Raw genomic sequence first — 19,922 nt, forward strand, 5'->3', positions numbered from 1 at the left:
AACCGACCTAAAAGTAGCGTGTGGCTGCGATGGTCGAGACAGCAAACACCCCAACCGCGCCGCGGAGCGAACGCTTGATACGCCACCGGGCGGAGTGGCCTGTATGCTCGTAAGCTTAGAGGGCCTCGACGGCAGCGGCAAGACGACCGTCTGGGAGTCGCTCAAAGAGACGTACCCTGAGGCTGTCTTTACCCGTGAGCCAACCGAGTCGTGGTACGGCGACGCGGTTTCCCGATCGATCAGCGCCGACGACGCCGATCCGCTGGCGGAGCTGTTTCTGTACACCGCCGACCACGCCGACCATCTCTCCCGGGTCATCCGACCGGCCCTCGCCGATGGCGATCTCGTCATCTCGGATCGCTACAGCGACTCCCGATACGCCTATCAGGGAGCGACGCTGGCTGACAGCACGATCGACGACCCCGTCGCCTACGTCCAATCGATTCACGAACCGTTTACACGCAGTCCGGATCTGACGATCTATCTCGATATCGACCCCGAAACCGCCGCCGAGCGCAGCGGGAAGACCAACAAGTTCGAGCAATCGGCGTATCTGAAGCGAGTACAACAAAACTACCAGCGGTTGATCGACGCCACCCCCGGGCGATTTGTGCAGGTCGACGCCAGCCAACCACCGAAACAGGTTTTGACAGACGTACGTGAGCAGCTCGACGCAGTCCTGTAGCCGTAGCGGAGCCGCAACCCAGCTTCCTACCGCTGTGGGAGTTCAACGTCCTCCGGTTGGGCGACGTAGAGCAGGTCGATCGTCATCCCGAGGGCGACCGGCAACCCGATTAGAACGGCGAAAACGACCAGCGGCGAGCCAAGGTTCGGGCCCAGACCAAGCCCGCCGGTCACCCCCAGTGTCGAAATAAACAGCAGGATCGGCGACAGCCCAAGCGAGTAGCCGACCCAGCCAGCCTGGGTGTCCAGTCGAAGGCGAAAAAACCGCGTCATGATCGCCGCAAGAATCGTATGAGCACCCACCAGCCCCAGAAACACGCCGTAGTCGATAACTGCGAGCATACCTCAACTACGTGGTGATGACTCTTTGCGGTGTCGACTGGCTGTGTCGGTGCCGCACTATCACGGTATCGCAATCAGGGGTACAGTTATGCGGGCCGAGTGTGTTAGGCTGCCACATGCAATCTGTTATCATTGGGGTCGGCCGTGTTGGCCTTCGAACCGCCCGCGTGCTTCGGGAGGAAGGCCATGATGTAACGGTCATCGAGGCTGATCCGGCGATCGCCGAACGTGGCCGCGAGGCCGGCTTCGACGTGATCGAGGGCGACGGCTCTCGGGAGTCCGTACTCGAATCGGCCGGTGTCGACGACGCCGACGCGGTCGGCGCGCTGACCGGCGATCTCAACGTCAACTTTGCGGCCTGTCTGATCGGGAAACATCACGGCTGCCGAACGGTCATGCGGATCGACGAGGACTACCGCGAGGGCATCTACCAGCAGTACGCCGACGAGGTCGACGAGGTCGTCTACCCCGAGCGACTCGGCGCGATCGGCGCGAAAAACGCCCTGCTTGGGGGGTCGCTGACCGCCATCGCTGATGTCGCCCAGAATCTTCAGATCCTCCGAATCACGATCACCGAGGAATCACCGATCCGCGGCTACACGCTCAGTGAGGTGGCCCTGCCATCGGAATCCCGGATCCTTGCCTTTGGCAAAGACGAGGAGCCGATGGGGATCCCGCTGCCCGACAACTCGATCGAGGCGGGCGACTCGCTGGCCGTATTAGCGGATTTCTCTGAGTTGGCGGCGGTACGGCAGCTCCTTGTCGGCGAGAAGCCCGCGACAGCGGTCGCCACGGGGGGTGGCTAACGATGGTCACCGCCTACGTGCTCATCAAGGCGAACACAAGCGAGGTTGACCGCGTTAAATCAGCAATCAAAGGGTTCGACGGCATCGAGCGCGCCGATGTCGTCGCCGGCGATGTGGATTTTATCGCCACGCTATCGGTCGACTCGCCGGCGACGGTGAGGGATGTCGTCGCCACCGGGATCGGCTCGATCGATGGGATCGAAGACACACAAACCTACATCGCGATGACCTGAGAGGCCCACGCAACCGAGGTGTTCAGCTGCTGCCGCCGGCTGCCCGAGCCTGTTCGAGCAGCCCCGCAACCGGATCGGTGTAGGTGTAGCCGGGGATGACTCCTTGGACGTAGGTTCCCTCAACAAAATCGATGAACGCGGCCGCGTCGTCGACGCCGCGCTTGATGTTTGTGTCGGTAAGCGTCGCGGTCACGACAGCCTCGCGGTCGTCATGGGTGGCCTGTGGGGTGAGTTCCCGGCCGGTGCGAAAGATCGCCCCAACATCGGTGACACGCCGCTCGAAGGTCTCATACCAGCCGTCTTCGACGATCGATGCAAGCTCGTCGTCGGTCACCGTGCTGAGCATCGGGACGGTCACCGTCACCGAAAATGAGACACCGTCATCGGTTGGTGTAGCGTCGACAACACCATCGAAGGCGGTAGTCGTCGAAACGAAGGTTGTCTCGGCGTCAGCGTCCGATTCAAACGCGCGGTGGCCGTCGACAGCGCGGGTAAGGCCAGCAGGCGGAGATGACATGATGTCCTGAAGGGGCCGCGTGAAAAAAAGCCCTCTCTTCGGCCGTGACAAACGGCGTCACTCGCCGAACCCGGAATGATTAAGTATTGCCCACAACTGTCTGTAAACGACGCTTCGCTTTGGAGGGCCGAAGCGTCAGCGGGGACCAATCTGAGGCACGTCGCCTGCGCGGGACTTTTCTTGCCGCGTGGGCGATATTGCCTTTTCACACCACAATCAGGAGTAGCTACAGCGTGTAGCACATGCCGAGCTGGCTCTGAGGGGTCAATTTAAATAGCTGGAATCTAAAGATTCGATAACGCCTGATACCGCAGGGTTCAGGCGGGGTCAATCATGTTCAGCACGCTTACCCACCGTCGGAAACGGATAGAGACATTCGTCGTGTACATCACGATGGCGTTCATCGCAGCCATCATTGCAGGCTACCTGTCACAACAACTGTTCCAGCTGTTGGGACTCTGAATCGATCGGAGTCACAACACCGCTGGCGGTCATTTTCGGGCGTCCGAACCGGTAGACAGCTATAGCTGTCGCTCGGGCACAAACTGCGAGGGAAGGGATTCGAACCACGGTCATTTCGATCTTGGTAATCGCTCAATTCCCTATTTCGAACCCTTCCAGAACGATTTCAGCCCTCGCTGTCGCTCGGGCACGCAATGCGAGGGAAGGGATTCGAACCACAGTCGTTTCGCTCCTGATAGTCGCTCCACTCCCTGTTTCGAACCCTTCCAGAACGATTTCAGCCCTCGTTGTCGCTCGGGCACGCAATGCGAGGGAAGGGATTCGAACCCTCGGACCCCTACGGGAGCGGGTCTTAAGCCCGCCGCTTTTGGCCTAGCTCAGCCACCCTCGCGCATCTATTCGTTCTCCGATCAGACAAAAATCGGTTTCGGTTGGGAGCCTACCAGTCGACGCTGAGCGTGCCATCACCGTGTGGGTCGGGCGCGATCTCGATATCCTGCTCGCGGTCGATGATGTGGATGATGCCCCGATCCTTTTTTGCCGGACACAGCTCGGCGGCCCGAATGTTCTCGTCGAGGTCGGATTCGTCGAGAAAGTACGCTTGCGGGTTGGCAACACCGGTCTCGAGATCGAGCTCCCAGTTGTCGGAGGCCTCCGCACACCGACCCGCGCCGAAGCATTTGTTGGCCTCAAAGATGATCTTGTAGGGCTTTTCCTCAACCGACGGCGCATCCTCGACGGTGCCCACATCGCTGGGGCTGGGGCGGTCGTCGCTCATAATACGGCTTTGCAACTGGGGGATCTTTCGTGTGTTGGTTTTGTGAGACCCCAGCGAGATGTTTTTGCCTTCGACGGCTGAATGCTATCTATGTCCAAACAGATGACGACGTTCGGCGAGTGGCCCCTGAAACGGCTGATGACGGAGGTCTGTGGCTCCGGACACAAATCCGCCGACGATCTCACCCGCGAGCAGGCCCTTGAGGCCTTCGAGCGGATCATCGCCGGCGAGCCCGACCCAACGACGCTGGGGGCGTTCTGGCTGGCCAACCGCTGGAAGCGAAACACCCCGACCGAGTTGGCGGCCTACACTGATCTGATGTGTGAACACGTCGATTCCGCCACCCCTGACTGTGATCCCGTCGACTGCGGTGCCAACTACGACGGCAAGGGCCGGTCAGCGATCCTCGGGGTTGGGGCGGGCGTTGTCGCCGCCGCCGCGGGCACCCCAGTCGTCGTTCACTCCGGCGACCGCGTCCCGACACAGAAACAGGACGCCTACAAACACGTTCTCGACGAGCTCGGTGTCCCGACCGAGGTGAGCCCCCAGACCTCCGCCAAGATGGTCGATGCGACCGGGGTTGGGTTCTACTACCAGCCCGCGTTCAACCCCACCGTCGACGAGCTATTCGACCGCCGCGATCAGATGGGTGTCCGCACCTTCGTCAACACCATCGAGACGCTGGCCAACCCTGCCGACGCGAACGTCCATCTGGGCTCATTTTACCATCTCGCCTTTGCGAAAAAGGTCGTTGAGACGTTCGAAGAAAGCGAGCACCACGACCTCGACCGCGTGCTCATGTTCCAGGGGATGGAAGGCTACGACGATATCCGTCCCGGACTCACGAAGGTCGCCGAATGGAATGCGGGCGACAGCGATGATGCGGAGCACTTCGATGACTTCGAGATCGAAACCGCCGACTACGGGATGAACTTCGAGAGTGAGGATCTCCACGTCGACGACATCGCCGCCGACTCCGCGTCGATCACCGAGGCGGTGGTGACCGGCGAGCGCGACGATCAGTTCGCGGATGCGGTCGCACTCAACGCGGCTCTCCGGATCTATGCGCGTGAGGATGTCACCTCCATCGACGCAGGACTGACCGCCGCCCGCGAGGCCATCGACGATGGGAGTGCAGCCGCCGTTCTCGACGATCTCCGCGCCTTCTAAGCGGTCTCGGCGTCGGTTAGCTATCCTGGCGCAACAACACGACCATCGAAAGCCCCGATACCGCCAGTAACAACAGCGACGGCACCACGGCGTACTGATAGAAGGCGTTTGCCTGGGCCCGCCAGATCACCGTCACCAGCGTCTCAAAACCTGTCGGCCGCAAGATGAGCGTGGCCGGGAGCTCCTTCATCGTCGTCAGGAACACGAGCGCGCCGCCAGCGACGATGCCGGGGGTGACCAACGGCAGCGTGACCGTCCGGAAGGCCCGCAGCGGCGTCTCTCCAAGCGTTCGAGCGGCCTCGACAAGCTGTGGGTCGACCTGCAGCGTCGAGGTGTGAATCGAGCCGACTGCCTGCGGCATAAATCGGACAACATAGGCGAAGATCAACAGCGGCACCGTCTGGTAGATCGCCGGCAGGAGGGGGAGGTCGATCCCATCAAACCCGGTAGCGAAAAAGACCAACGCTAAGCCGAGGACGATCCCCGGAACCGCAAACCCAACGTAGGTTGCCCGCTCAAAGAGGCGGGCCGCAAGCGAGTCGTGTTTAGCCGCGAGGTAAGCGACCGGAACGGAGGTGGCGACGGCGACAAACGCGGCGGCCGCGGCGACACCAACGGAGTTTGTGACGGTTGACAGCTGAAGTGCCAGCGACGGCCGCGCGGTCAGATCCGCGGTCACGAACCACAGCCCAAGAATCCACAGCGGGACGAGCAGTGCCGCCCCCGCGACTGTCGCCGGCAACAGCGTCGCCGGCCACCGCCAGACACCAAGCGAGATCAACGGCTCCTCGCCAGCCGTCCCGACACCGTCACCGTGGCCGCCGCCGTCGGATCGAAGTCGGGACTCAATGGCGAGTATCACGAGCACAATCCCCAGCAGTTGTAGCGAAAGCAGCGACGCATAGTCCTGGCCGAAGGAATCCAACTCGACAAAGATCTGCCGGGTAAACACCGGCAGTCGCATGATGACAGGCGTCCCGAAATCCGAGACCGCATACAGCGCGGCCAGCAGCGCGCCGGCGGCGATCGACGGACGGACGTGCGGGAGCGTCACCCGGCGAAACGCCTGCAAGCGACCGTGGTTCAGCGTCCGGGCGGCCTCAAGCAGCGTCGGATCAAACGATAACAGCCCGGCGCGAGCGGTGAGATAGACGTACGGATACGTATACAGCGTGATCACCAAAATCGAGCCCGGCAGCCCATAGATCTCCGGAAGACGGTCGATGCCGAGCGGCTGGAGAATCGCCTGAAACTCACCACGCGGACCGAACGCCGACACGAACGTGAACGCGCCGATGTAGCTTGGGATCACAAGCGGGAGGGCGACGACAACCGACCAAAACCGCCGGAACGGAAGATCGGTCTGGACGGTCAACCACGCCAGCGGCACGCCGATCAGAATCGACAGTCCGGTCACCCCGCCCATCAACAACAGTGTGTTGGCCAACACGTCGACAGTCGCCGGACGCGCAAGGAGAGCCCACGCTCGGTCTGGCTCAACGCGTGTCGCCTCGAGTACGAGCCATGTCAGCGGCACCAACAACGTCGCCGCGATCGCGCCGGCTAACAACGTGAGCCCGGTTGAGCGATCAGCACTGCCGTCAGCGATAGCACGAAGTCGGTCGATAGGTGAGGTCATCGGTAGAGGTGAACGGTAGGTCAGCCGAACCGCTCTGCGGTAACAACGGTATCGGTTCCGGTCTGTCGGCGGTCGGATTCCAACGGATATAAGTTTTAGGTTTGCCTAATCCGTCCATGGAACTGACCCGACGCGATGCTGCTGCCGCGCTCGCTGCTCTCGGAGCCGGCGGCGTCGCGGCCGTCGCTGTCGGTCACACAGACGACAACGGTGGCCAACAGGCCGACGATATCGACAAGGCGGCGATCCGTAGGACGATGGTCGCCGCTGCCGAGGTTGTCTATCCCGACGACATCGCGGGAATCGACGAGTTTGTCAACACCTTTCTCGACAGCCGACTGGCTGGCGATCGTCACGCCGCCGCCGTCGACAGCGCGGTCACCGCCCTCGACGACCGAGCGCAGTCGTGGTACGGCGATCGCTTTGCCGCCCTTAGCGCCGACACGCGTGATGCAGTGCTCCGGGAGATGGCGGTCGATACGGCCGAACCGCGCCGAGAGGGGGAACCCCGGGAGACGGTGCGATACTACGTCGTCAACGAACTCCTGTTAGCGCTTTACAGCTCACCGACCGGCGGCGAGTTGGTCGGCACCGAGAACCCACAGGGGTACGCCGGCGGGATCGACAGCTACCAACGGGGGCCACAGGCGTGAGCGGGCGGCCACCGGCCGAGGATATCGAGACTAGCGCGGGCGCGTCCGACCGCACGCCCGTCGACGACGCCGACGTGTGTGTCGTCGGTGCGGGGCCGGCGGGCGCGCTCGTCGCCGATCAGTTGGCCGACGCCGGTCGCGAGGTGGTCGTTCTCGAAGCCGGGCCGCGGTTCGATTTTGACGATCGGTTGGCCCGTCAAGAAAAGGCGATCCGGCCCACCTACGACCGACCAGACGTGTGGGACAGCGACCCCGAGCGTGATGCGCACTCGAACTCAGGGGAGTGGTTCTACCCGCTCAACCACGCCCGCGCGAAGGGCGTCGGCGGCTCGACGCTGCACTGGCAGGGGATGGTGATGCGACTCCACGAGGCTGATTTCAACTCGAAGGCCGAGCGTGGCGTCGGCGTTGATTGGCCCATCGACTACAGCGACCTGCGACCGTACTACGCCGCCGCCGAGCATGCGATCGGTGTTGCCGGCGGCGAGAATCCCTTTGGCCCGCCACGCGAGGAACCCCGCCCCATGCCGGCGTTTGAACCCTCTCACAGCGACAGCCTGTTTGCGGAGGCCTGTGACGAACTCGAAATCGCCATGCATCCGGTACCGAACGCCCGCAACTCCGAACCCTACGACGGCCGCAGTGGGTGTGTCGGCTACGGCACCTGCCAGCCGGTCTGTCCGTCCGGTGCGAAATACGACGGCACCGTGCATATCGAATCGGCCGAAGGGAAGGGTGCGACCGTCATCGACCGCGCGGCCGTCCAGCGGCTCGAACACGACGCCGATCGGATCACCGCCGCGACCTACGCGACGCCCGATGGCGAGTTTCGACAGGACGCCGACGCCTTCGTCCTCGCTGCCGGTGGCGTCGAAACCCCGCGGCTCCTGCTGCTCTCGGAGTCCGAGCAGTATCCCGACGGGCTGGCAAACTCCAGCGGCGCGGTCGGGCAGTTCTTCATGGATCACCTCTTTGCGGGGATGGGCGGCACACTCGACGAGCCGACTCGTCAGAACCACGTCGGCTTTCTCACCAGCGAAACTCACCAATTCTATGACGAGGCCGACGCGGAGCTCGCCCCGTTCAAACTCGAATTCTTCAACTACGCCGGCCCCTCGCCCGTCGAGATGGCGCTCACGGGCGACGATTGGGGCGACGACCTGCTTGAGCGGGTGCGCGACGGCTACGGTACACACATCGCCATGGGCGGGTTGGTCGAGCAACTGCCACGTGAGGATAGCTACATCGGCCTCGACGAGTCGACGACCGATACCCACGGCAACCCCGTCCCGGATGTCCACTGGAACGTCGGTGACCGCGCGCTGCGCACCATCGAGCGCGCAAACGAGCTCCAGCGGTCGATTCTCGACGAACTGGGCGTCGAGATCGAATGGACAGCCGGCCCCGACAGCACCGGCCCAGCCTACCACCACATGGGGACGACGCGGATGAGCGACGAGCCAGCCGACGGCGTCGTCGACGCCGACTGCCGCACCCACGATCTCGACAACTGCTGGATCGCCTCTAGCTCCGTGTTTCCGACCGGTGGCGCGATGAACCCGACGTTGACGATCGCCGCCCTCGCCTTACGGGTTGCCGATGCCGTCGATGCGGCCGTATGACGGCGTTCATCCACTACTTTAGGTAAACCTAAAAATATAAACCGGAGCGGGCAAAACGGCAGGTAATGAGCCACGGACTGCAGCAGGAGGCCGACACGGAACCGCGGACAAACGGGGCTGAGCATGCCGACGTGAGCGTCGCAGACGACACGGAGACAGACCGATTCACCTTCGACGACGTGAGTGTCGTGATGGGCACCTACAACGAGGAAGCCGCCATCGGCACCGTCCTCGACGACATCGAGGCTGTCACCGACGGCAAAGCCGAGGTCGTCTGCGTTGATGGCTCCGCGGATCGAACGCCCGAAATCGCCCGCGAGCACGGCGCGCGTGTAATCGAACAGGAGCCACAGGGGTACGGCGTCGCGGTCAGCGCGGCGTTGCAGGCCGCCGACCGGCCGGTCGTCGTCACCACCGACTGCGACGACACCTATCCGATGGAACAGTTGCCGGAGTTCCTCGGCGAGATCAACGATGGCGCGGATGTTGTCAGCGGTGACCGGCTCTACCACGGCGCGGAAGCAATGCCAGGTTTCAATCGGTTTGGCAATCAGGCCTTCGCGGCGATTGCAAGCGTCCTGATGGGCGAGCGTGTCCATGATACGACGACCGGAATGCGCGCCTACCGCAAGGCGGTCATCGACGCCATCGAGTGGACCGAAAACACCGGGCTCTCGGCGGAGCTCCTGATCCGGCCGCTCATGCGCGGCTACGAGGTTCATGAGGCCCCGATCAGCTACGCCGAGCGGGCCGGCGAAACAAAGCTCGACCCGATTCAGGGTGGCGCGGAGATAGCGAAGTCGATCCTGAAGGTCGGTCTCGAAGAGCGGTTCCTATAAGTTGCCAACCGGTGTGACAATTCAGCCGCGGTGGACGATAGCGATATCGCAGTCGAGTTCTTTGAGCTGTTCGAATGTTGGCGCGTCAATGATTCGGGAGACAACGGTTCGATCAGTGCTTGAGCCGAGGATCGTGAGATCGTAGTTGTCGGCGTGTACTGAGAGAAACGACTCCAGTGGGCTAGTTGTGACGCGTGTTTCGATGGCTCGTTCAAACGGCTCGACCAGATCAGCGACCATCGCCTCGGCGGTGCGGCGGTCACCCTCGCTGTCAATGCTGTGACAGACCGAGACGTAGCTCGTCTCGCCGGTAAGCCGTTCGGCGAAATCTAACATTGCGTGGGCCACCTCGCCGTAATGTTTGATCGGGACGAGGAGCCGCCGCCAGCTTGTCCGCTCGCCGTTGCTCCGGAGCACGACCACATCGAGCGTCGAGTTGAACAGCCCCCTGATGAACCGCGTCAACTCGCCGTCGGCCGTCTGGTAGGGCGTGACCACGAGATCGCAGTTCGTTTCGGTAGCGGCTTCGACGGCAACCCGGGCATCGTCTGGTTCGCCGGCAACGACAACCACCTCACACGGGATATCGAAGCGGTCACTGAGGGATTCGGCGTGTGCTTCGAGCGATTCGGCTGTCTCGCGGGCTGGTGCTGGAAGATCAGCGGCGGCGGTTGAAACCTGTCCGTCGGCGGCCGATCCGGTCGCCGCATCCCCAGTCGGTGTCACTCGGCGAACTGCCGCTCCGCCGTCGGTATCAACGGCGTCGTCGGTCGCGTGTTCCCCGTCGGTGACGACGCTGAACAGAACGAGCTTCCCGGTGTCGTGGGCGGCGGCGAGCTGCGCGCCGAAGGTGGCGACGGTGTCAGCCGTCTCGCCGCGCATCGGGACGAGCACCTGATCGTCGGCGTGGGTGGTCTGATAGAGGTAGTCGGCGCGCTGTTCGTAGATTTCCCGCCGCCAGACGACAAAGACGCCGACAACGATCACCGAGGAAGCGAAAACGCTCAGCACGTAGATGAACTGTGTGACCCCTGAGACGAGCACCAGCAACGCCGTTGAAAACGCCTGTGACTCCTCTATGTCAAGCGCCCAGGTCACAATCCCGGTCAACAGCACGCCGAAGGCGGCCGCCCCCGGATTGATCTGGAACGTTTCAGGCGGTACCCGATACAAGTACCGCGCGCTGACGGCAAGGGCAACCCAGCCACAGACCGCGCCCATCGTCATCCCGCCGACAAACCGCCGCGGCGAGGCGTACTGCGATTCGGGCTCACGAAACAGCGTGAACGCACCCGAAACCAGCGGCGGAAACAGAAGGAATGGAAGCAGCTCAATGCTGTTGGCGAGCCATGTCACCAACCCGATCAGCAGCGGCACGACCAACAGTAGGGAAAAATGGATGAAGTTTCGAGTATCCTCAAGCCACCCGCGGAAATCACGCCGCTTTCGACGTATAAGTCGCAACAGCCGGCGAAAAACGGTTCGGAGCCGAACCCCAAGCGGCGGCATAGCCACCGAGAGGGACGGTATCGATAAAAAGCCACGGCTCAGTGGCGAGGATACCGCTTAGCCGGTCGCCGACACCGTGGTTTTGAACGCAACCCAGTCAGGGTGGGCCGCCGGATCATCGGGCAGATAGGCGTCCGCCGGATCACAGTCCGTTGTGAGCCGACAGACGCGTCGCTCCGCCGGGGAGACAGCTTGCACGCCCGCCGGCGTCGACTGTACCGCCGTCCGCTGCTGGTAGGTGTAGGTGTTGCCACCGGTGTCGACCAACGTGACCCGGAGGCCGACGCTCTCGGTCGGATCAATGGGAACTGACGCGTTGCCCGCGACGGGTGCTCCATCGACACCGACCAGTCGGGCCGAGCTGTTGTCGAGCGTCCAGTTCGCGGTGATCGTCTCGCCGGGCGCGTCGATATCGCGGATCACTGTCGCATCGTCAACTTCGAGCGCGATGATCGCTCGCGTTACCTGCTCGGCAACACCGACCCGCGTGTCGGCCCGGAGTGACTCGCCGGTCGGCGTCGACAGCGATTCGAGCTTCGGCGACACGCCCTGATCGGGCTCCGGCGTCCACACCCCACGGTAGGCAAATCGGTACAGCGTCCGGTTCGGGTAGGCCGCCAGCACCTCGAAGTTTCCCGCCGCGTCGCGGTCGCGAGCGTAAACCACCTCGCCGTCGAAGCCAGGGTCGTTCCGCAACGACTGGAAGGGGTGGTTCTGCCACGGGCCGTAGGGATCGGGGGTGAACACAAGCGCGTTCTCAAGCTCAGCCGACTCAATCGGCTCGTAGGCGGTCGCATACTTCTCGGTGTAGGCCATGTTACGGTCAAGCGGTTCGGCGGCGGTGCTCGCCGTGAGGCCGCCAACCGCGAGCGCGGCGACAAGCGCGACGGCGACGGTGACCCGGCGGGCAGTCACCGATGACGTGACAGCAGCGAGGCGGTCGAAAACGGCCCCGCCGCGGAGCCATCGCCAGCCGACAATGAGGCCGAGTGCCGCGAAGATCGACAGCGGCACGAGAAGATCGAAGTAGTAGAACGGGCCAAAATGTGACACTAAGCCGTTGGCCGGGTTGTCCAACTCGGCAAGCATGTTGTGGGTGCCCCAAAAGGGGATGTTGCCGAGCGGCACCGACACGAGGAGTCCCGCAAGCAACAGCCCCGCCGTCGACCCCCACTCACGGTCACGGCGTCGCCACCACCGCACGGCGATGAACAGGCCGGCAGCCGCCGCCAGCGTCCCGATGACACCGCCAGCGAACCACCGGGTGCCGAGATACTGCAGCGCGTAGCGGTTGGACTCGATGGCGAGAGCCGGCGTGTAAACGACCTCGTGGCCGAGGATCTCACGGAACCCAAATCCAGGGCCGTCTAACGGTGCAAACGCCTGATACGGGAAGGTCAGCGGCGCGCCGGTGAGAACGGTGTTGTACGCGAGCGTCAGCCCGACGAATGCGGTTCCGCCGATGCCGGTAAGCGTGTTGCGCTGGACGGATATTGGCAGCGACTGAAAGCCGGCCTGACTCACAAACAGCCGCACCAGCCGCGGTAGCGAACGGCTGTCGATCCACAACCCGCGGCTGAACTCCCACAGCGCGTGCAGGATGAACGGCGCGGCAAATAGGATCGCCGTATAGGGCCGAGCGAAGGCGGCAAGCCCAATGGCGATGCCGGCAACCGCGGCCGCCCGGAGCGACCCGGTTCGGACGCCGTGGAGATAGGTGACCGCAAACGAGAGATTCAGCAGCGTTGTCGGTGCATACGGGAGAAACACCGACGACGTGAACAGCGTCATCGGCGACGCTGCGAACAACAGCCCCGCGAGCAGCCCGACACGGCGATCGGCAACTATCGCCCCAAGAACCGCCACGAGAACCGCGTTGCCGGCGGCGACGACCGCAAGCGTCACCCGCGGCTCGCCGAACAGGGCCATCGAGACCGCAAACATCGCTGCCGGAACCGGGTTGTACTTCGAGTAGAGTTCGCCGCCGTCCTCGATGAAGAACCACGGCCGGAACATGTCGGCGAGATCGCCGCCGGCCAGCGTGAGTTGGCCCTCAAGCAGCATCGATGCCTGCATAAGATAGACGCCCTCGTCGTGGTTGACCGAATGGTATGGGAACACAACCACGGCAGTAAGAAATACCGCGACCCCCGCACCCACAGCGAGCGTGAGATAGCCGACGGTGCCCGAACCGATCCGGCGTCGAAGCCGGTCGGTGGGGACGGCTGCGTCGGTGCTGGCGAGGCGACGAAACTGCTGTCGCAGCGACCGAGCGACACTCGCCAACAGGGAACGCAGGTCGAACGACACGGCCTACGTGCTGATACCCACGTCGCGCATCAGATCGATCGTTGCCCGGACGTTCGAAAGCTCCGCGATGTCGAACTCCGGTACGTCGAGTTCGTCGACAGTCGGCAGATCGCCGACCGGTTCGACCTCGGAGATGAGCGGATACTCGAACGTTTCGACGGCGAAGTACTCCTGGGCTTCCGCCGAGAGGAGGTGCCGAACGAAGTTTTGGGCGAGTTCGGGGTTCGGGGCCGTGTCGACGACGGCCGCGCCGGCGACGTTGAAGATCGCGCCAGCGTCACCGCTGGTGAAGGCGGTATCGATCGGCGCGCTCGGTGAGCCATCAAGAACGCGTTGGATGTAGTAGTGGTTGGTGAAGCCCGCGTCGAGTTCGCCGTTGGCGATCGCCTGAGACACCTGGAACTCGTCGGCGTAGGGGGTGATCCCGGCGTCGACGACGCCCTCAAGCCACTCCCGGGTCGCCGCTTCGCCCTCGAAGATGCGCATCGCCGTAATGAATGCCTGACAGGAGCCGTAGGTGGGTGCCCACCCGAGGTCGCCGTCGAACTCGGGGAAGGCCATGATGTCATCGGGGATGTCACCGTCGTCGTAGGCGTTGGTGTTGAACGGGACGGTGCGGGCGCGGCCGGAGGTGCCGACCCACTGGTCGGTGCGGAACTCCTCGCTGACCGTCTCCTGGATCTCGGTTGAAAGAGTTTGCGTGCGACCGGCCTCGGCGAGCGCGCCAAGATTGCCGGCGTTGACCGTGTAGAACACGTCAGCCGGCGAGCCGTCGCCTTCAGTGTCGATCGTGTTAACAAGGTCGCTGCCACCGCCGTAACGGACGCTCGGTTCGAACTCCGGGTAGAACTCATCTAGATCGGAGATCAACTCACCGACAAGAAACTCGTTGCGACCGGAGTACAGTTCCAACTCGCCCTCGAGATCGGGGAGTTCGTCGATCGAGGTTCCACCCGGTTCCGGTCGGCCGGCGCGGCCGGAGCCGATCTGCCCGATCGAGGAATCGGGTGTCTCCTCGGCTGCCTCCCCGTCGTTGTCGCCACCGGTACAGCCGGCGATCGCAACCGCACCCACGCCGGCCGTACCCGCGAGAAACCGCCGTCGACTACTGTGCGTCAATCCGTCGCTATCTGTATTTCGTGTCATATTTTTAGGTTCGCCTAAAACAACTTATACTCACTGGTTTGGCGTCGGAGGAGTTTCGGCAAGCGCATCGAGGCAATCGAGCCAATCACCCATGAACTCGCCGACGTAGTTGAAGAACTCGCCGTTGTTGTACGCCTCCCAATCGCCGTCTTCGAGTTCATCGGCCATCGCCTCGAAGACCGCGGCGTAGGCTTCGGGATCGGCCCCGAACGCGTCGTCCGACTGGTCGACGGCTGCGGCCGCTTCCTCGCCCACGTCGTCCTCGGACGGCTGAGCCGTCCGAGCGGCCCGTGGAATCTCCGGTTCCACGCTGTCGACGATCTCCCAGAGGTGTTCGTTGAGTTCCAACCCTGGCACCTCGTTGTTGAGGTCGTCAAAGGTGCTACGGGCGGCTTTGTTGTGCTCACACAGCGGCTCGCCGTTGTAGATCTGGGTGCCGAGAATGTCACAGGCGCGTTTGAGGAAAACGCCCGACCAGATATCGTCGAAGCGGCCCACGTCCCACTCGTTTTCGTCCATCGGCAGTTGGTAAAATGCCGGGATCACCTCGCGTCGGAAGGCGAGGTTCATCGAGCAGACGGTGAGATAGTTGCCCTCGGCAGCGACGAAATCGCCGTCGTAGTCGTCTTTCGTGGTTCGGGTCTGTGCTTGGCCCTGCAGGTCGCCATCCATCAGAATCCGGACGGCATCGAGGTCGGGCACGTTCGTCCACAGGCCCTGCGAAGCGACGATGTTGTCGGCGTGGGCCTGCTCGGTTTCGACACTCTCGTGCATCGCCGAGTAGGGATAGCCACGCGGGTAGAGGTCGTGTTCGTCGGCGTTCTGGTAGAGGACGTTCACCCACTGTTCGTCCGAGGAAACGGTCTCGATCTCGCCCTCGAAGGCGAGGTTGTCCATGTGCGCTCCAAAGAAGTCCCACTCGTCGTGCGGCAGGGTGTCGTCGTCGATGAAGAAGCCGTAGTCGTAGTCGCCGGCCCACATGTAGAGCAAGCCGAAACTTGTCTCGGCGTGGCTGGCGGCGGGCACGATATGGCTATACTCGCTTACGTCGTGGGCCTCGTACCACTCCTCGCGGCGCGTTCCGTCGAAGACCTCGCCGGCAACGTCGTCTTCCGCCGCCAACATCGCTTCCATCTCGTCGGTGTCACAGAAGTCCTCGGTGACAAGGATCACGTCCAGCCGCGAAAGGTCGAAGCCGTGCTTGCGGGCGTTCTCGAAGTACGACCGCATACACTCGTACTCACGGATCGTCGGCACGATAACACAGATGTCTCGGCTCATTTGGGTACTCGGCTTTCTTTAGGTCATCCTAAAAGGTGTGTCGGTGTCGGCTCAGTCGTCTTCCCCGGTTGTCTCGTCGCCGCTCCCGTCAGTTCGGGCGGCCGCCGCTGTAGGGGCTGCCGCGCCGCGCTGGGCCGCTGTCGACGGCGAGATCCCGAAGACGGCGACCGCGACGCCGCCGCCGGCGAGCGTGACCGCGTTTTTCAGGGCGTGGTCGACGACCGCCGCGGCTAGGGCGGTGCTCGCGCCGATCGGTGTCAACGCGACGACTAAGGCGGTGAAGGCGGCCTCATAGAGGCCGACGCCACCCTGTGAGAGCGGGAGCACCTTGGCGAGGTTGCCGACGCTGACGGCAAGCGTCCCGACCGCGAGCAACGGGCCGACCGCCAACCCGCTGTCGAGTGCGGCGAGAACGAGCACCGCGGTGGCGACATCCAGCGACCAGATCAGCAGGCTCCCACCACCGATACCCGCGACCGCTCGGGGATCGCGGGCGACGATCGCGATATCGGCCGCGAAATCGAGCCCGGCAGCGACCGCTCGCTGGGCTCGTGGCCGTTCCACAACGGCCGATCGAAGGCGACTGCCGACTGATAGCTCCGCGTTGGCGACGATGAGCGTGAGCACGCCGGCGATAAGCGTTACCGCTGCAACGCCGACAGCGCCCAGCAGCGCGGTTCGGGTGTCATCGGCGGCCAGCGTCGCCAGCGCGGTCGCGTCGCCAACGACGAGCCATACGGTTGCGACCGCTCCCAACACGGCGATCGCGGCGAGATCGAAGCCGCGTTCGACCGCCAGCGACGCGAAACCGGCCGGATACGGCACGTGTCGCCGGGCTTTCAGCACGTACGCGCGAACCGCGTCACCGCCGCGGGCCGGCACAACGAGATTCGCTGTCTGGCTGAGAAAGACCGCGAGGGTGAGAAAGCCGGTTCCGAGCGGGTGGCCCGTTGTCGACAACACGTCGCCGTACCGTCGCCCCCTGAGCGGCCACGAGGCGGCGTAGACGGCGACGGCTGCCGCCAACAGCCGCGGATCCGCCCGCAACATTTCACCGACGACGCGGTCAAGATTGACCGCCCGAAACGCGACCAACAGGCCGGCGGCAACGAAGACGGTGCCGGCGATTGTGAGTCGACGACGGGTCAGCAGGGCTCGCGGGCCGCTGTGGTCGCCGTCGTCGCTGTTGGACATACACGGCCGTTCGTAGCGAGATATTTAAGCCCACCTAAAAATTTGCAGCGGCCGCGTTCCGTTGCTCATGTCATCGGAATCAGCGACAAATAACCGCGATCAGCGGAGTTCGTCGAGCAGCTCTCGGGTTGCGTGCCGGACAGCCGCGTCGCTCGATCGGTCGGGTTCCCAGCCGAGGGCAGCGAGCTTCTCGATCGACAGTCGCATCTTCGGCACATCACCCGTCCAGCCGCGGTCGCCGCCGGTGTACTCGTAGTCGGGGTCGAGGCCCATCTCGTCGGCGACGATGGCGGCGATGCGGTCGACAGAGGTCGTCGTCCGCGTCCCGAGGTTGTAGGTGTTCATCGCGTCGTCGGCGGTGGCAACGATGTGCAGCATCGCGTCAACACAGTCCTCAATATGGAGGTAGGATTTCTCTTGGCGACCGTTGCCGAGGATCGTCAGCGTCTCGGGATCGTCAGTGAGCTTTTCAATAAAGTCAGGGATGACCGCGCCGCGGAGACCGGAGCCGACGACATTGGCGAAGCGGAAGTTCCAGACTGTGAGGTCGTGGCTGTGGGCCCGCGCCGACAGCAGGCCCTCATCGGCGAGCTTGCTCGCGCCGTAGGCGCTGATCGGTTCCAGCGGCGCGAAGTCCTCGGGGGTCGGCCGCGGAGCCTCGCCGTAGACCGTCGATGAGGAGGTGTAGGCGATGTTCGTCACGTCAGCGTCGGCCATCGCCTCCAAGAGATTCAGCGTCATCTGCGTGTTGTCCTCGAACTGGCCGTGGGGGCGGTCAGTGTCAACGAGTTTCGAGGCCGCGAGATGGAAGACGAGGTCGACGCCGTCGAGAACACCGTTGAGCGTGCTGGGATCGGTCAGATCGGCTTCGACGAGTTTGGCGTCGTCAGCGACGCGGTCGCGGGAGCCGGATGAAAGGTTGTCGACGACGGTGACAGTCGCGCCGTCGGCGAGCAGGCGGTCGACGAGATGGGAGCCGACGAAGCCGGCCCCACCCGTGACGAGGACGTGCTGGGTCGAGAGATCCATACACTCATCAGTTGCCAGTCGGTAGGAAAGCGTTCTGTTGTCGACCGAGCTATCCGTCCAGTCGCTCGGCGATGCCGACAAGCGTCTGGCCCGCTGTCACCGTCGCCTCGCGGGCGATCGAGTAGACGATCCCGTCGCGGTCGGCGGTGACCGTCTGTACGGGTTCGTAGGTCGCCGGATCGTAGACGGTGCCAAACGTGTCGCCGGCGTCAACGTCGGCTCCAAGCTCGGCCGCAGCGTCGGGAACAAAGAGTCCCGAATCTGCCGCCCGAACGCGCCCAAGGTGGTTTCGCGCGCGAACGCCGTCCCACGGATCAGGGTCGCCAGCGAGCAGGCCGAGGTGGCGAAACACGCCGAGGAGGCCATCGAGACCAGCCTGGATGGCGTCGTGGTCAAGCTGTTTGTTCGAGCCGAGTTCGGGTGTGATCGAGGGGATCCCCTCGCGGGTCGCTGCAACGCGCAGCTTGCCGCCGAAGTTGCGCTCGTCCCACTCGGTGTCGGCGTCGTCGCCGGCGGCTTCCGCCAGCAGAAGGTCGGTGCCGAAGGCTTCAGCCAGATTCCGGGAGGCGTCGTCGCCGCGGAGATAGACCGTGTGGGTCTGCATCTCCGGGCTGCCGGTGTGGAGGTCGATGATGGCGTCGGCGTCGCTCGCGCCGGCCCACAGGCGGGCGGCCATCCGCTCGTGGATCGTCCCCGCGCTGTTGCCGGGCCAACAGCGATTCATGTTCGGGGCCGCCGAGTCGATGGGTTCCGGCGTCGTGTAGGCGACGCGATCGAAGGTCAGTGGGTCGGCAACAGGAACGACGATCAGCGTGCCGTCGAGATCGCTGGCGACCGGGCCAACCGCGGTGGGGTCGGTCAATCGCTCGTGAAGGCGACGCAGAACGTCGGTGCCGTTGATCTCCCGGCCGTGTTGGGCTGCCTGCACGTAGCACGTCGGGCCATCGCCGTCGCCGTAGCGGTGGATCGTTGTCTCGACGGGGACGCCGGAGGGCAACCGTGCGAGCGTCACCCGGTCGGCGGTATGCATTATCGGTGCCAATGGGCTCGGGGTTTGTAAGCTATCGGCGCAAGCCAGCACTGTTTTCCGCCTACCGGCCAACCGTCAGCTATGGCAAACCCAACGGCAACCCTACAGACGAACCACGGCGACATCACCGTCGAACTCTTCGAGGAGCGCGCTCCAAACACCGTCGGCAACTTCATCGGGCTGGCAACCGGCTCAAAGGAGTGGACTGACCCTGAAAGCGGCGACACCGTCCAGAATCAACCGCTGTACGACGACGTGCTCTTCCACCGCGTCATCGAGGGCTTCATGATCCAAGGCGGGGATCCGACCGGCACCGGCCGCGGCGGCCCCGGCTACGAGTTTGACGACGAGTTCCACGACGATCTCACCCACGATAGCGCGGGCATCCTGAGCATGGCCAACTCCGGACCGAACACCAACGGCTCACAGTTCTTCATCACCCTCGATGCGACCCCGCATCTCGACGGGAAACACTCCGTGTTCGGCGAGGTCACCGACGGGATGGATGTCGTCGAGGAGATCGGCTCGGTGCCAACCGACCGCGACGACAAACCGCGTGAGGATGTCGTCCTCGAATCGGTCGACGTTGAGTGGCACTGATCCGGAAACCAAACCCACACCGCGACTACAACGTCAGTTTTTCGTATGATAGCCGGATGTAACAGCGATCCCGCCAGC

At 63.6% G+C, this 19,922-nt stretch carries 20 protein-coding genes and 1 tRNA gene; 9 read left to right on the plus strand and 12 right to left on the minus strand.

The annotated features are described in order from the left end of the window. The first annotated feature begins 103 nt into the window (after positions 1 to 103). Positions 104 to 685, plus strand: coding sequence for a dTMP kinase (tmk, locus tag DP106_RS01825; protein WP_120082927.1), 582 nt, complete (start codon positions 104 to 106; stop codon positions 683 to 685). A gap of 26 nt (positions 686 to 711) precedes the next feature. Here the strand turns inward: tmk and DP106_RS01830 are convergent, their stop codons facing one another. Then, entirely contained in the window at positions 712 to 1,026 is a 315-nt protein-coding gene (locus tag DP106_RS01830; RefSeq protein WP_120082929.1) for a hypothetical protein, read from the minus strand. A 116-nt stretch (positions 1,027 to 1,142) separates the two neighbouring features. Between DP106_RS01830 and DP106_RS01835 the strand changes: the two genes are divergently transcribed. Continuing rightward, entirely contained in the window at positions 1,143 to 1,832 is a 690-nt protein-coding gene (locus DP106_RS01835) for a potassium channel family protein (protein ID WP_120082931.1), read from the plus strand. Between the two features lie 2 nt (positions 1,833 to 1,834). Then, a complete protein-coding gene (locus DP106_RS01840; RefSeq protein WP_120082934.1) occupies positions 1,835 to 2,065 on the plus strand; it encodes an Lrp/AsnC family transcriptional regulator in 231 nt (76 codons plus the stop codon). Positions 2,066 to 2,087: 22 nt separating this feature from the next. Here DP106_RS01840 and DP106_RS01845 read toward each other — a convergent pair whose 3' ends face one another. Further along, entirely contained in the window at positions 2,088 to 2,582 is a 495-nt protein-coding gene (locus DP106_RS01845) for a DUF5813 family protein (protein WP_120082937.1), read from the minus strand. Between the two features lie 333 nt (positions 2,583 to 2,915). On the opposite strand from DP106_RS01845, the gene DP106_RS16340 reads away from it, so the two are divergent. After that, positions 2,916 to 3,044 (plus strand): hypothetical protein, encoded by a 129-nt coding sequence (locus DP106_RS16340; protein ID WP_276310047.1) that lies wholly within the window; start codon positions 2,916 to 2,918, stop codon positions 3,042 to 3,044. 306 nt (positions 3,045 to 3,350) lie between these two features. On the opposite strand, the gene DP106_RS01850 is transcribed toward DP106_RS16340, so the two are convergent. Then, a tRNA-Leu gene (locus DP106_RS01850) sits at positions 3,351 to 3,435 on the minus strand. 48 nt (positions 3,436 to 3,483) lie between these two features. Next, positions 3,484 to 3,822 carry a ferredoxin gene (locus DP106_RS01855; protein ID WP_120082939.1) on the minus strand — a complete coding sequence of 113 codons (339 nt, stop codon included), beginning with the start codon at positions 3,820 to 3,822 and terminating at the stop codon, positions 3,484 to 3,486. Between the two features lie 90 nt (positions 3,823 to 3,912). On the opposite strand from DP106_RS01855, the gene DP106_RS01860 reads away from it, so the two are divergent. Further along, positions 3,913 to 4,992 (plus strand): anthranilate phosphoribosyltransferase, encoded by a 1,080-nt coding sequence (locus DP106_RS01860; RefSeq protein ID WP_120082941.1) that lies wholly within the window; start codon positions 3,913 to 3,915, stop codon positions 4,990 to 4,992. Between the two features lie 16 nt (positions 4,993 to 5,008). Here DP106_RS01860 and DP106_RS01865 read toward each other — a convergent pair whose 3' ends face one another. Further along, entirely contained in the window at positions 5,009 to 6,631 is a 1,623-nt protein-coding gene (locus DP106_RS01865) for an ABC transporter permease (protein ID WP_120082943.1), read from the minus strand. 116 nt (positions 6,632 to 6,747) lie between these two features. Between DP106_RS01865 and DP106_RS01870 the strand changes: the two genes are divergently transcribed. The 3 genes from DP106_RS01870 (at position 6,748) to DP106_RS01880 (ending at position 9,745) form a co-directional block, all read left to right on the plus strand. Then, positions 6,748 to 7,284: a gluconate 2-dehydrogenase subunit 3 family protein gene (locus DP106_RS01870; protein WP_120082946.1), complete on the plus strand. Its 537-nt coding sequence runs from the start codon at positions 6,748 to 6,750 to the stop codon at positions 7,282 to 7,284. Then, a complete protein-coding gene (locus DP106_RS01875) occupies positions 7,281 to 8,906 on the plus strand; it encodes a GMC family oxidoreductase (protein WP_120082948.1) in 1,626 nt (541 codons plus the stop codon). Before DP106_RS01870 ends, DP106_RS01875 begins: the two co-directional genes overlap by 4 nt. A gap of 191 nt (positions 8,907 to 9,097) precedes the next feature. After that, positions 9,098 to 9,745 (plus strand): dolichyl-phosphate hexose transferase, encoded by a 648-nt coding sequence (locus DP106_RS01880; protein ID WP_240625310.1) that lies wholly within the window; start codon positions 9,098 to 9,100, stop codon positions 9,743 to 9,745. Positions 9,746 to 9,766: 21 nt separating this feature from the next. Here the strand turns inward: DP106_RS01880 and DP106_RS01885 are convergent, their stop codons facing one another. From DP106_RS01885 to DP106_RS01915, 7 genes are all read right to left on the minus strand, one after another. Further along, positions 9,767 to 11,254 (minus strand): HPP family protein, encoded by a 1,488-nt coding sequence (locus DP106_RS01885; protein ID WP_120082952.1) that lies wholly within the window; start codon positions 11,252 to 11,254, stop codon positions 9,767 to 9,769. A gap of 57 nt (positions 11,255 to 11,311) precedes the next feature. Further along, entirely contained in the window at positions 11,312 to 13,564 is a 2,253-nt protein-coding gene (locus DP106_RS01890; protein WP_240625307.1) for an ArnT family glycosyltransferase, read from the minus strand. A gap of 3 nt (positions 13,565 to 13,567) precedes the next feature. Next, positions 13,568 to 14,710 (minus strand): extracellular solute-binding protein, encoded by a 1,143-nt coding sequence (locus DP106_RS01895; RefSeq protein ID WP_120082954.1) that lies wholly within the window; start codon positions 14,708 to 14,710, stop codon positions 13,568 to 13,570. 30 nt (positions 14,711 to 14,740) lie between these two features. Further along, positions 14,741 to 15,991 carry an alpha-1 4-glucan-protein synthase gene (locus DP106_RS01900; RefSeq protein WP_120082956.1) on the minus strand — a complete coding sequence of 417 codons (1,251 nt, stop codon included), beginning with the start codon at positions 15,989 to 15,991 and terminating at the stop codon, positions 14,741 to 14,743. Positions 15,992 to 16,042: 51 nt separating this feature from the next. Beyond that, on the minus strand, positions 16,043 to 17,185 hold the full coding sequence (locus tag DP106_RS01905; protein WP_120082959.1) for a lysylphosphatidylglycerol synthase transmembrane domain-containing protein: 1,143 nt from the start codon (positions 17,183 to 17,185) through the stop codon (positions 16,043 to 16,045). A gap of 99 nt (positions 17,186 to 17,284) precedes the next feature. Beyond that, a complete protein-coding gene (locus tag DP106_RS01910) occupies positions 17,285 to 18,214 on the minus strand; it encodes an NAD-dependent epimerase/dehydratase family protein (protein WP_120082961.1) in 930 nt (309 codons plus the stop codon). A 49-nt stretch (positions 18,215 to 18,263) separates the two neighbouring features. Next, positions 18,264 to 19,244, minus strand: coding sequence for a succinylglutamate desuccinylase/aspartoacylase family protein (locus DP106_RS01915; protein ID WP_120082963.1), 981 nt, complete (start codon positions 19,242 to 19,244; stop codon positions 18,264 to 18,266). Positions 19,245 to 19,325: 81 nt separating this feature from the next. Here DP106_RS01915 and DP106_RS01920 point away from each other — a divergent pair, with 81 nt between their 5' ends. Further along, positions 19,326 to 19,844: a peptidylprolyl isomerase gene (locus tag DP106_RS01920; RefSeq protein ID WP_120082966.1), complete on the plus strand. Its 519-nt coding sequence runs from the start codon at positions 19,326 to 19,328 to the stop codon at positions 19,842 to 19,844. Positions 19,845 to 19,922 lie beyond the last annotated feature (78 nt).

The sequence above is a fragment of the Halonotius pteroides genome (assembly GCF_003605635.1).
Lineage (GTDB): Archaea > Halobacteriota > Halobacteria > Halobacteriales > Haloferacaceae > Halonotius > Halonotius pteroides.

What these genes read in the sequence shown, in the direction of transcription:
- tmk (WP_120082927.1), top strand. Translation starts at nt 104, where the DNA reads ATGCTCGTAAGCTTAGAGGGCCTCGACGGCAGCGGCAAGACGACCGTC.
- DP106_RS01830 (WP_120082929.1), bottom strand. Translation starts at nt 1,026, where the DNA reads ATGCTCGCAGTTATCGACTACGGCGTGTTTCTGGGGCTGGTGGGTGCT.
- DP106_RS01835 (WP_120082931.1), top strand. Translation starts at nt 1,143, where the DNA reads ATGCAATCTGTTATCATTGGGGTCGGCCGTGTTGGCCTTCGAACCGCC.
- DP106_RS01840 (WP_120082934.1), top strand. Translation starts at nt 1,835, where the DNA reads ATGGTCACCGCCTACGTGCTCATCAAGGCGAACACAAGCGAGGTTGAC.
- DP106_RS01845 (WP_120082937.1), bottom strand. Translation starts at nt 2,582, where the DNA reads ATGTCATCTCCGCCTGCTGGCCTTACCCGCGCTGTCGACGGCCACCGC.
- DP106_RS16340 (WP_276310047.1), top strand. Translation starts at nt 2,916, where the DNA reads ATGTTCAGCACGCTTACCCACCGTCGGAAACGGATAGAGACATTCGTC.
- DP106_RS01855 (WP_120082939.1), bottom strand. Translation starts at nt 3,822, where the DNA reads ATGAGCGACGACCGCCCCAGCCCCAGCGATGTGGGCACCGTCGAGGAT.
- DP106_RS01860 (WP_120082941.1), top strand. Translation starts at nt 3,913, where the DNA reads ATGTCCAAACAGATGACGACGTTCGGCGAGTGGCCCCTGAAACGGCTG.
- DP106_RS01865 (WP_120082943.1), bottom strand. Translation starts at nt 6,631, where the DNA reads ATGACCTCACCTATCGACCGACTTCGTGCTATCGCTGACGGCAGTGCT.
- DP106_RS01870 (WP_120082946.1), top strand. Translation starts at nt 6,748, where the DNA reads ATGGAACTGACCCGACGCGATGCTGCTGCCGCGCTCGCTGCTCTCGGA.
- DP106_RS01880 (WP_240625310.1), top strand. Translation starts at nt 9,098, where the DNA reads ATGGGCACCTACAACGAGGAAGCCGCCATCGGCACCGTCCTCGACGAC.
- DP106_RS01885 (WP_120082952.1), bottom strand. Translation starts at nt 11,254, where the DNA reads ATGCCGCCGCTTGGGGTTCGGCTCCGAACCGTTTTTCGCCGGCTGTTG.
- DP106_RS01895 (WP_120082954.1), bottom strand. Translation starts at nt 14,710, where the DNA reads ATGACACGAAATACAGATAGCGACGGATTGACGCACAGTAGTCGACGG.
- DP106_RS01900 (WP_120082956.1), bottom strand. Translation starts at nt 15,991, where the DNA reads ATGAGCCGAGACATCTGTGTTATCGTGCCGACGATCCGTGAGTACGAG.
- DP106_RS01905 (WP_120082959.1), bottom strand. Translation starts at nt 17,185, where the DNA reads ATGTCCAACAGCGACGACGGCGACCACAGCGGCCCGCGAGCCCTGCTG.
- DP106_RS01910 (WP_120082961.1), bottom strand. Translation starts at nt 18,214, where the DNA reads ATGGATCTCTCGACCCAGCACGTCCTCGTCACGGGTGGGGCCGGCTTC.
- DP106_RS01915 (WP_120082963.1), bottom strand. Translation starts at nt 19,244, where the DNA reads ATGCATACCGCCGACCGGGTGACGCTCGCACGGTTGCCCTCCGGCGTC.
- DP106_RS01920 (WP_120082966.1), top strand. Translation starts at nt 19,326, where the DNA reads ATGGCAAACCCAACGGCAACCCTACAGACGAACCACGGCGACATCACC.